Raw genomic sequence first — 10,928 nt, forward strand, 5'->3', positions numbered from 1 at the left:
GACGCCCGTGTCTATTGCCACTTCCCCATCCCCGCCCACCGGATTCAACGCTTGCAAACAGGAACAAAACACGAACAATTGCCCCATGGCCGACAGGATCCCCACCATCGCCGCCCTGCGGGAGCGGCTGTCCATCATGGACAGGGTGCGCCCCCCCAAGGGGCGCGCGGCCCTGTCGCTGGGGCTGGGCGCGCTGGATGCGGCCCTGCCGGGGGGTGGGCTGGTGCGGGGCGGGTTGCATGAGTTCTGGCCGGGGCCGGGGGATGCGGCGGCGCATGGGTTTGTTGCGGCCCTGCTGTCGGGCCTGCCACCCGGCCCCATCCTCTGGTGCCGCCATCGCGACCGATCGGACCCGCTGGGGCTGGCCGACATGCCTTATGGGCCGGGGCTGGCCGGTGTGGGGCTGGACGCCTCACGCCTGATCCTGGCGCGCCCGGCCGGGGTGGAGGATGCGCTGTGGGTGCTGGAGGAGGCGCTGCGCTGCCCGTCGCTGGCGGCTGTGGTCGGCGACGGCGTGCTGCCCGGCAGTGTGGCCGGCCGCCGCCTGCAGCTTGCGGCGGAAGAAGGGGGGATGATGGCCCTGCTGATCCTGCCGCCGGTGGCCCGCCCCCCGCCTTCCACGGCATTGACGCGCTGGCGCGTGGTGTCGGCGCGCGGCCGCCCCCTGCATGAGGCGGAAGGGGGCTGGCCGCGCTGGCAGGTATCGCTGCTGCGGGCACGCGGCGGCGGATCGGGTTCGTGGGAGGTTGCGTGGGATGACGCGGCGTTTCGTCTCCGTCTGGCTCAGCCGCTGGCCGACGGACCAGTGGCGGCGGCGGAATAGGCAGGACGGGCCTGCCGGTCCCCTGGCCCTGACCCTGGCGGGGCAGGGCGGCATCCGGCTGCATGCCGTCGACGGGCTGGCCGAGGCGGACGGGCTGCGGGCAGGATTGCTGCTGGCCGACGCCCGCGCCCTGGCACCGTCGCTGACGGCCATGCCCGCCGATCCGGCGGGCGACCGCGCGGCCCTGGTCCGGCTGGCGCTGTGGGCGCAGCGTTATACGCCGCAAACAGCGACCGACGGGCCGGACGGCCTGATCCTGGACATCGCGGGGGCCGCCCATCTGCATGGGGGGGAGGCGGGGCTGCTGGCCGATCTGGGTGCCCGGCTGGACCGGGCCGGTTTCACCCACCGGTTGGGGCTGGGCGATTCGCCGGCCGCGGCCTGGGGCTGGGCCCGGCACCGCCCTTCCGTCAGCGACCCTGTCCTGCCGGAAGGGCGGGGGGCCTGGCCGCTGCTGCTGCCCCTGCCCATGCCGGCCCTGCGCCTGGATGGGGAACAGGTGGCCGATCTGGCGCGGGTGGGGCTGGTGCGGGTGGGCGATGTCCATCGCCAGCCGCGCGCGCCGCTGACGGCCCGCTATGGCCCGGGTATCGGCCGGCGGCTGGACCGCATGCTGGGCCTGTCGGCCGAGCCCGTGGCCCCGCAGGCCCCGGCCCCGGTCTGGCAGGTCCGCCGTTCCTTCCTGGAACCCATCGCCACGCGCGAGGCGATCGAGGCCGCCGTGCTGGCCCTGCTGCGGGATCTGGCCCGGCGGCTGGAACAGGCCGGGCGCGGGGTGCGGCGCCTGAAGCTGACCTGCTTTCGCACGGATGCCACGGTGCAGGACCTGTCCATCGGTGCCGCCCGCCCCGCCCGCGATCCCGCAGCGCTGCTGAAGCTGTTCCGGGAACGGTTCGACACGATCGAACCCGGTTTCGGGATCGAGATGATGGAACTGACGGCCGTTTCGACTGACCTGTTCACGGCCGAGCAGGCGGGGCTGGCCGTGGGCGGGGGCGGCGCCCTGGCGCTGCTGTCCCTGCTGGACCGGTTGGTCAACCGGCTGGGAGAGGAACGGGTCGGCCGTCCCCTGCCGCGCGACACGCACCGGCCGGAGGCCGCCACCGATCTGGCCGGGGAGATGGAGGCGGGTCTTGCCGACCCTGCCTTCCTGCCGGCGGGCGGCGGTTCGCAAGGCCCGGTCGCGCCTTCCGGCATGCGATTTCCCGACCCGGTCCCGGCCTCCACCCCGGTGGCAATGGGGGATGATGGTGACCGGCCCTGGCCCAAGGCCCAGCCCCGCCGCCCGCCGCCCGCGCGCCCCCGCACCTGGCGGGTGGAAGGGCCGCGGCCGCTGCTGCTTTTGCACCCGCCCGAGCGGGTGGAGGTGGCGGAACCGGCGGAGATGCTGTGGCGTGGCCGCTGCTGGCGGCTGGACTGGCTGGAAGGGCCGGAGCGCATCCGCCCGGACTGGTGGCGGGCGCGGCTGGGCCCCACGCGGGATTATTACCGCGCGCAACTGGCCGATGGCCGCCGGCTCTGGCTGTTCCGCACGGCCGACGACCGGGGGCACTGGTACCTGCATGGATTATGCGCATGACGGACGGCAATTATGTCGACCTGCAGGTCACCAGCAATTTCAGCTTCCTGCGCGGCGGCTCGCATCCCCATGAACTGGCCCTGGCCGCTGCCGGCCTGGGACGGCGGACCATCGCCATCACCGATCATGACACGCTGGCCGGGGCCGTGCGCATGCATGTGGCCTGCCGGCAGCATCGTCTGCGGCTGGTGGTCGGGTGCCGCCTGACCCTGGCCGATGCGCCGCCGGTTCTGTGCTATCCCACCGACCGCGCGGCCTATGGCCGGCTGACGCGGCTGCTGACCCTGGGCAAGCGGCGTGGTGGCAAGGGGGAATGCCATCTGGCCCTGGCCGATCTGGCCGCCGGGGCGGAAGGGCTGATCCTGGCCGTTCTGGCGCCGGACGGCAGGGCCACGCCGGACCGGCTGGCCGTTCTGGCGGCCCAACTGCACCGGTTCGCGGCCCTGCCGTCGGCCGGGCTCCATCTGGCTGTCGCGCCGCTTTACCAGGGATATGACCGGTCGCGGCTGCTGCGGCTGGGGGAGCTGGCCGACGCCCTGGGGGTGGGGCTGCTGGCCACGCATGACGTGCGCTACCACCATCCCGACCGGCAGCGGCTGCATGATATCCTGACCTGCATCCGTCATGGCCGGACATTGGCCACCGCCGGCCGCTGCCTGTCCCCGCATGCCGAACATTACGCAAAGCCGGCCGGAGCCATGGCGGCCCTGTTCGCCGCCCGGCCCGACGCGCTGGCCGCCAGCGCGGCCATCGCCGCCCGTTGCACCTTCGCCATGGATGAATTGCGCTACGACTATCCCATCGATCCCATCCCGTCCGGCCTGACCCCGCAGCAGGAGATGGAAAGGCTGGCCTGGGAGGGGGCGACACGTCTTTACCCGCAAGGTGTGCCCGAAAAGGTGTCCGGCCTGCTGAAATATGAATTCGACCTGATCGGCAGGCTGGACTACGCGCCCTATTTCCTGACGGTGCATGACATTGTGCGCTTTGCCCGGTCGCGGGACATCCTGTGCCAGGGACGGGGATCGGCGGCCAATTCGGCCGTGTGCTTCTGTCTGGGCATCACCTCGGTTGATCCCACGGTCAACGAGTTGCTGATCGAACGCTTCATCTCTGCCGAGCGGGGGGAGCCGCCCGACATCGACGTCGATTTCGAGCATGAGCGGCGGGAAGAGGTGATGCAGTACATCTATGACAAATATGGTCGCGCCCATGCCGGGCTGGTGGCCACCGTCATCTGCTACCGTTCCCGCATGGCCATCCGGGAGGTGGGCAAGGTGCTGGGCCTGTCCGACGATGTCATCGGCGCCCTGGTCCGGCTGGGCTGGAACCGGCATGGCATCACGCATGAGGGGGTGGCGCGGGAAGCCGGGCTGGACCCGTCCGACCCCACGCTGGCGCTCTGCATGGACCTGGCCTATGACCTGCGGGGCTTTCCGCGCCACCTGTCGCAGCATGTGGGCGGCTTCGTCATCTCCCGTTCCCGCCTGGACGAACTGGTTCCCATCGAGAATGCGGCCATGGAGGATCGCACCGTCGTGGAATGGGACAAGGATGATGTGGAGGCGCTGGGTCTGCTGAAGATCGATGTGCTGGCGCTGGGCATGCTGTCCTGCATGCGCCGGGGGCTGGAGATGCTGTCCCAGCGCCTGGGCCGGCCGCTGGCCCTGACCGACATACCGCAGGGGGACAAGGACACCTACGACATGATCTGCAGGGCCGATACGGTCGGCGTCTTCCAGATTGAAAGCCGGGCGCAGATGTCCATGCTGCCCCGCCTGCGTCCGCGCGAATTCTACGACCTGGTGATCGAGGTCGCCATCGTCCGCCCCGGCCCCATCCAGGGGGACATGGTGCATCCCTATCTGCGCCGGCGCAACGGGCTGGAGCCTGTCGGCTTCCCCAAGCCGGAACTGGAGGCGGTGCTGAAGCGCACGCTGGGTGTCCCCCTGTTCCAGGAACAGGCCATGCGCATGGCCATCGTGGCCGCCGGCTTCACCCCGGGCCGGGCCGACCAGTTGCGCCGCGCCATGGCCACCTTCAAGAAGACGGGCGGGGTCGGCGCCTTCGAGACGGAATTCATCCAGGGCATGATCGCCCGCGGCTATGACCCCGCCTATGCCGACCGCTGTTTCCGGCAGATACAGGGGTTCGGCAGCTATGGTTTCCCGGAAAGCCATGCCGTCAGTTTCGCGCAGCTGGCCTATGCCTCTTCCTGGCTGAAATGCCACCACCCGGCCATCTTCGCCTGCGCCCTTCTGAACAGCCAGCCCATGGGCTTCTACCAGCCGGCCCAGATCGTGCGCGACGCGGCCGAACACAAGGTGGAGGTGCGGCCCGTGGATATCAACCGGTCGGAATGGGACTGCACGCTGGAGGAAGGGCGTGGCGGCCCGGCCCTGCGCCTGGGCTTCCGGCAGGTGAAGGGACTGCGGGAGGAGGCGGCCATCCGGATCGCCTGCGACCGCGGCACCGGTTATGACACGATCCGCGACCTGTGGCGGCGGACGGACCTGCCCGTGGCCGTGCTGGAACGGCTGGCCGATGCCGATGCCTTCGCCCCTCTGGGCCAGGACCGTCGTCAGGCGCTGTGGGAGGTGAAACGACTGGGGGGCAGGCCGCTGCCGCTGTTTCAGGCGGCCGACGGCGCCCGGCGCATCGGCGATAACCGCCCGCCGGTGGATATGGGGCCCGTGGATATGGGGGACGAGCCGGAGGCCGGATTGCCCAGCCTGTCGCTGGGCGAGCAGGTCTGGACCGACTACCGCACCCTGTCCCTGTCGCTGCGGGCCCATCCGATGGGCTTGCTGCGTCCCGTCATGACGGGGCTGGGCATGGGCACGACGGAGGCGCTGCGCCATGCCCGGCCGGGGTCGCGCGTCGATGTCGCGGGCCTGACCCTGGTGCGCCAGCGGCCGGGCACGGCATCGGGCGTCATCTTCGTGACGCTGGAGGATGAACTGGGCATCGCCAACCTTGTCGTCTGGCCATCCGTCATGGAACGCCACCGCCGCACCCTGATGACGGCGGCGCTGATGGGCGTGCGCGGGCGGCTGCAGCGGGAAGGGGAGGTGATCCATATCGTGGCCGAAAAGCTGATCGACCTGTCATCCCACCTGCGCAGCCTGCAGCCGGGTGGCCTGTCGGCCAATGACGCGGCCCTGCCCGATGCCCTGCCCGCCCGGGTGTTCGGGGAAGGGCGCAATTTCCACTGACGGGGCTGGTGACGGGGCTGGTGACGGGGCCGGGCATGGAGGGGACCGGACATTGACGGGTGGCGGCGCTTGGTCCCCACCGAATCAGGAAGCTTGGATGATTGACCGATCCCCATATATGGACAAATTTATCCCTATACAGAGATAAATTGTCAGGGGGAGGGCGATGCTGGACAGTTTCCGGTTCGACCGGCTTTTCATCGATGGCGAATGGACGGTGCCGCTGGATGGCGGCGTGCGTGGCAGCATCGACCCTGCCACGGGCAAGGTCTGGGGCGATGTGGCCTATGGCGGCATCAAGGATATCGACCGGGCCGTGGCGGCCGCCCGCGCGGCGTTCGAGGGCCCGTGGCGTCGCATGCCGGGATGGGAGCGCGCAGCCATCCTGCGCCGCTTCGCCGATCTCTATGCCACGCAGATCGACGCCCTGGCGCGCATCGAGACACAGGATAATGGCCGGGCGGTACGGGAATCGCGCGGGGATATCGGGCTGCACCCGCAATATTGGCACTGGTTCGCCTCCCTGGCCGACAAGCTGTCGGGCCGCACCATCCCCATGGATGACAGCGTGCATGCCTTCACCTCCCGCCTGCCGGTGGGGGTGGTGGGCACCATCACGCCCTGGAACGTGCCGCTGATGGCGGCCACCTGGAAGCTGGGGCCGGCGCTGGCGGCGGGTTGCACCGTGGTGCTGAAGCCGGCGGAACAGACGCCGGCCTCCTCCCTGGCGCTGGCCCGGCTGTTCCAGGAGGCGGGGTTTCCGCCCGGCGTGGTCAATGTCGTGCCCGGCGACGGGCCGGCGGCCGGCGCGCATCTGGTTGCCCATCCGGGCGTGGACAAGATCGCCTTCACGGGCGAGGGCGCCACGGCCAAGACCATCCTGAAGACCGGCGCCGACACGCTGAAGCGGTTCAGCTTCGAGCTGGGCGGCAAGGCGCCGCACATCATCTTCGCCGATGCCGATATCGAGCAGGCGCTGAACGCCGCCACGGGATCGGCCTGGGCGCTGTGCGGGCAAAGCTGTGCCCTGGGATCGCGCATCCTGGTCGAACGGCCCGTCTATGACAGGGTGGTCGCGGCGTTCCGTGAACGGGCGGCGCGTGTGCGGGTGGGCATGCCGCTGGACCCCGCCACCCATATGGGCCCGCAGGCGCACCATCAGCAACTGGACAAGACCCTGTCCTATATCGATATCGGGCGCCGTGAAGGGGCCGATCTGGTGGCGGGCGGGTCGCGCATCGACAGCCCGGACCTGGCCGGCGGCTATTTCGTGGAACCCACGGTGTTCGCCGGCGTGCGCCCCGACATGCGCATCGCGCAGGAGGAGATATTCGGACCCGTCGCCGCCATCATTCCCTTCGACGGGGAAGAGGAGGCGGTGTCCATCGCCAACGGCACGCCCTATGGGCTGGCGGCCGGGCTGTGGACGTCGGACACGGGCCGCGCCCACCGCGTGGCCAACCGGATCGAGGCCGGGATCGTCTGGGTCAACACCTACCGCTACATCCGCTGGTCCACGCCCTATGGCGGCTTCAAGACCAGCGGCTGGGGCCGGGAGAACGGGATCGAGGCGCTGGACAGCTATCTTGAGACCCGCACCACGATCATATCGACGACCGGGCGCTTCGCTGACCCGTTCGCAAGCTGAGGGAGGAAGGCAATGCGTCTTCAAGGCAAGCTGGCCATCGTCACGGCCGCCGCGTCCGGCATGGGCCGGGCCGGCGTGGAACGGTTCGTGCGCGAGGGTGCGCGCGTGGCGGCCATCGATATCAGTGCCGAGGCCCTGGACCGGCTGGTGGCCGATTTCGGCGCCGGCAAGGTCGTGCCCATCGTGGCCGACCTGTCGACACCGGACGGCGCGCGCGACAGCATCGATCAGGCCGTGGCGGCCCTGGGCGGGGCCGACATCCTGTGGGCCCATGCCGGCATGCCCGGTCCGGCCTCGGTGGAAAACCTGGATATCGACGCCTATCGCAAGGCGATCGACCTGAACGTCACCTCGGCCACGCTGGGGGCGGGGCAGGTGGCGGCGCACATGCGGGCACGCGGCGGCGGGGCCATCGTCTTCACCTCTTCCATTTCCGGCCTTGTCGGTTCGATGATGAGCCCGATCTATTCGGCCGCGAAATGGGCCGTGGTGGGGCTGACCAAGTCGCTGGCCCTGGCCCTGGCCGGAGACAATATCCGCGTCAATGTCGTCTGCCCCGGCCTGGCCGACACGCCCATGAAGGCGGGCTTCACGGGCCGCAGCGGCGATCCGGCCGAAGCGGCCGCCAACGAGGCCAAGGTGGTCGGCGCGGTTCCCATGGGCCGGCTGGTGAAACCGGGAGAGGTGGCCGACGCTGTGCTGTGGCTGGTGTCCGACGAGGCCAGTTTCGTCACGGGCGTGGCCCTGCCCGTGGATGGCGGCTTCACGGCGCGGTAAGGGCGGGACGGGGCTGTGCAGATCGGGCTTTGCCGGAACGGGCCTGGCCCCCTATCGTCGGCGTCCCTTTTCCCCCGTTTGGCAGAGGCCAGGCATGGTTGTTGTGCGGCAGGCCGCGAACGCGCTCCAGCTCCTTGAATATTTCGCCCGGCGGCTGCGGCCGGCCACGGCGGCGGAGATCGCGGAGGATCTGGACTGGCCACGTTCCAGCACCTTCAAGATGCTGGGCACGCTGGCTGAGATGGGGTTCCTCTACGAACCCCAGCCGCGCGGCGGCTATTACCCCAGCCCCCGCTGGCTGGACCTGGCGGAACGGGTGACGCGCGCCGACCCCCTGCCCGATGCCGTGCGGCGGCTGGTCCGCGATCTGGCGCGGGCGACGGGGGAAACGGTGCTGGTCGCCGCCCCCGCCGGGGAACAGGCCATCTTTCTGGAGGTGGAGGAGTCGCGCCAGCCCGTGCGCTATTTCGCCAGCCCCGGCAGCCTGGTGCCCATCCATGCCAGTTCGGCCGGCCGGGCCCTGCTGGCCCAGATGCCGGTGCGGGAGCGGGAGCAGCTTTACCGCCGCATCCGCTTCGACGGGTTCTCCCCCACCACGCCGCTGACCCCGGCCATGGTGGAGGCGGAACTGGAGGCCGCGCGGGTGCGTGGCTTCCACCAGAGCAATGCGGAATACATCCCCGATCTGGCCGGCGTGGCGCTTGCCCTGCCCTTCGGCCACCGGCGGCTTTCCATCGTCGTCGTCGGCCCCGTCTCCCGCTGCCTGGACAGGCGGCCGGCAATCGCGGGCGTGATGGCGGAACAGCTCGATAAACTGAAGCAGGACGGGGCCTGATCGCCACCTTCCTGCCATGGCGGGAGGGATGACAAGGATATGGCTTCCAACAATACCGACGCTGGCAGCGGCCTGCTGGACGCCGCCCCCATGCATTGGCGGCAATGGGTGGTGGTCTGCCTGTGCATCGCCCTGAACGCCCTGGACGGGTTCGACGTGCTGGCCATCAGCTTCGCCGCCCCCGGCATTGCCGCCGAATGGGGCATCGACCGGGCCATGCTGGGCATCGTGCTGTCCATGGAACTGATCGGCATGGCCACCGGCTCGGTGCTGATCGGCAACCTGGCCGACCGGATCGGACGGCGCCCCACCATCCTGGCCTGTCTGGTGGTGATGGCGGCCGGCATGTTGCTGTCGGCCCTGGCGCGCGACGTGGCCTTCCTGTCCGCCACGCGGCTGGCCACGGGGCTGGGCATCGGCGGCATGCTGTCATCGACCAGCGCCATGGTGGCCGAATATTCCAACGCCCGGCGCCGCAGCCTGAATGTCGTGCTGAACATCGCCGGCTATTCCAGCGGGGCCATCCTGGGCGGGCTGGTGGCTGCGGCCCTGCTGGAAGGCAGCGGCGACTGGCGTAGCGTCTTCCTGTTCGGGGGCGTCGCAACGCTGGCCGTGCTGCCGCTGGCCTGGTTCCTGCTGCCGGAATCCATCGACAGCCTGCTGGCGCGTCGTCCGGCCGATGCCCTGGAAAGGGTCAACCGGACCCTGGCCCGGTTGGGCCAGCCCTTGCTGGCCGCCTTGCCGGCCCCCCTGGCCGGCGGGTCGCAGCGCTCGCTGCTGTCCCTGTTCACGGGGGGCTATGCCCGCGTCACCATTCTGCTGACCATCGCCTATTTCACCCAGATCATGCTGTTCTATTTCGTGCAGAAATGGGTGCCCAAGATCGTCGTGGACATGGGGCACGATGCCGCCAGTGCCGGCCGGGTGCTGGTCGCCGCCAATGTCGGCTCCCTGGCCAGCGCGGTGCTGATCGGGCTTGCCTCGCAGAAGCTGCGGCTGCGGCCCCTGGTGGTCGGCGCCATGCTTTGTTCGTTCCTGGCCATCGGCCTGTTCGGCTCCGGCCTGACGGACCTGTTCTGGCTGTCGCTGGTCGTGGCGCTGGCCGCCTTCTTCATCAATGCCGGCGTGGTCGGCATGTATCCGATCCTGGCCACCACCTTCCCGGCCCATCTGCGGGCCAGCGGCATCGGCTTCGTGATCGGGGTGGGACGCGGCGGGTCCGCCATCGGGCCGGTGCTGGCCGGGGCCCTGTTCGCAGGCGGCAGCGGCCTGCTGCCCGTCTCGCTGGTGATGGGGGCGGGCGGCCTGGTTGCCGCGGCCATGCTGCTGCTGCTGCCGCGCCGGGAATGAAGGGCGCGCCGCCGGTTGCGGGTCCGGGGGTGCCGGAATGCCCCCGGACCGTCGCCGTCACGCCGTGGCGGCGGGATTTCTGATGGGGCAGGTCTCTTCCCGGTCCACGATGTCGAAGGTGAATATCCACTTGGCGATGCCGGTCAGGATCGCGGCGACAAAGCCCAGCTCCACGATCTGCGCATCGTCGTAATGGGCCCGCAGCCGGGCATAGAGGTCGGCGGACAGGTGGCCGTCCATGTTCTGCAGGGCCATCTCGTCGGCCAGTGCGATCACGGCCCGGTCCTTGTCGGTCCACAAGGGGGAGGCGGGATTGTCGATGACATCGATCATTTCCTCGGTGATGCCCGCCGCCACCGCGTCCAGCGTGTTGGACCGGTTGCACAGCCGGCAGCCATGCTGCTTGGACAGCTTGATGCGCAGCAATTCCTTGCTGCGGACATCCAGGCGCATGCCTGGCAGCCTGTTGTAGAAGACGCCGCCATAGAACTCGTCGAAGTACCAGCGCATGATCTCCGGATTGTGGGCCATCACCTCGATGATGGTCCCGTCGCCCGTCTTCTTGACACAGCGATGGAACGCCTCGGCGATGGGGGTGCTCATCTGCTCCACGGGCACGCGCGGCATGACGGTATTCGGCACTGTATCCCTCCCTGGTTAAACCCATAATGATATATTAAGATATCATTATGGGGCAAATC

8 protein-coding genes are annotated in these 10,928 nt (G+C 69.7%); 7 read left to right on the forward strand and 1 reads right to left on the reverse strand.

Annotation, left to right across the window (positions count from 1 at the left end; genetic code table 11):
- Positions 1 to 85 precede the first annotated feature (85 nt).
- The 7 genes from ABC728_RS16495 to ABC728_RS16525 all read left to right on the forward strand — a co-directional run bounded on the left by ABC728_RS16495 (position 86) and on the right by ABC728_RS16525 (position 10,227).
- A complete protein-coding gene (locus tag ABC728_RS16495) occupies positions 86 to 823 on the forward strand; it encodes an ImuA family protein (protein WP_416619463.1) in 738 nt (245 codons plus the stop codon).
- Entirely contained in the window at positions 756 to 2,402 is a 1,647-nt protein-coding gene (locus ABC728_RS16500; RefSeq protein ID WP_416619465.1) for a Y-family DNA polymerase, read from the forward strand. Before ABC728_RS16495 ends, ABC728_RS16500 begins: the two co-directional genes overlap by 68 nt.
- Positions 2,399 to 5,617 (forward strand): error-prone DNA polymerase, encoded by a 3,219-nt coding sequence (locus tag ABC728_RS16505; RefSeq protein WP_416619467.1) that lies wholly within the window; start codon positions 2,399 to 2,401, stop codon positions 5,615 to 5,617. The genes ABC728_RS16500 and ABC728_RS16505 overlap by 4 nt, the downstream gene beginning before the upstream one ends.
- Positions 5,618 to 5,783: 166 nt before the next feature.
- Positions 5,784 to 7,265: an aldehyde dehydrogenase gene (locus ABC728_RS16510; RefSeq protein WP_416619469.1), complete on the forward strand. Its 1,482-nt coding sequence runs from the start codon at positions 5,784 to 5,786 to the stop codon at positions 7,263 to 7,265.
- A 12-nt stretch (positions 7,266 to 7,277) separates the two neighbouring features.
- Positions 7,278 to 8,042 (forward strand): SDR family NAD(P)-dependent oxidoreductase, encoded by a 765-nt coding sequence (locus ABC728_RS16515; protein WP_416619471.1) that lies wholly within the window; start codon positions 7,278 to 7,280, stop codon positions 8,040 to 8,042.
- Between the two features lie 94 nt (positions 8,043 to 8,136).
- Entirely contained in the window at positions 8,137 to 8,877 is a 741-nt protein-coding gene (locus tag ABC728_RS16520) for an IclR family transcriptional regulator (protein ID WP_416619473.1), read from the forward strand.
- Positions 8,878 to 8,916: 39 nt separating this feature from the next.
- Entirely contained in the window at positions 8,917 to 10,227 is a 1,311-nt protein-coding gene (locus ABC728_RS16525; protein WP_416619475.1) for an MFS transporter, read from the forward strand.
- A gap of 57 nt (positions 10,228 to 10,284) precedes the next feature.
- Here ABC728_RS16525 and ABC728_RS16530 read toward each other — a convergent pair whose 3' ends face one another.
- The gene (locus tag ABC728_RS16530) at positions 10,285 to 10,869 is read right to left on the reverse strand and encodes a carboxymuconolactone decarboxylase family protein (RefSeq protein WP_416619477.1); all 585 of its coding nucleotides are present in this window, start codon (positions 10,867 to 10,869) and stop codon (positions 10,285 to 10,287) included.
- Between the last annotated feature and the right edge of the window lie 59 nt (positions 10,870 to 10,928).

It is taken from the genome of Niveispirillum fermenti (assembly GCF_052474395.1).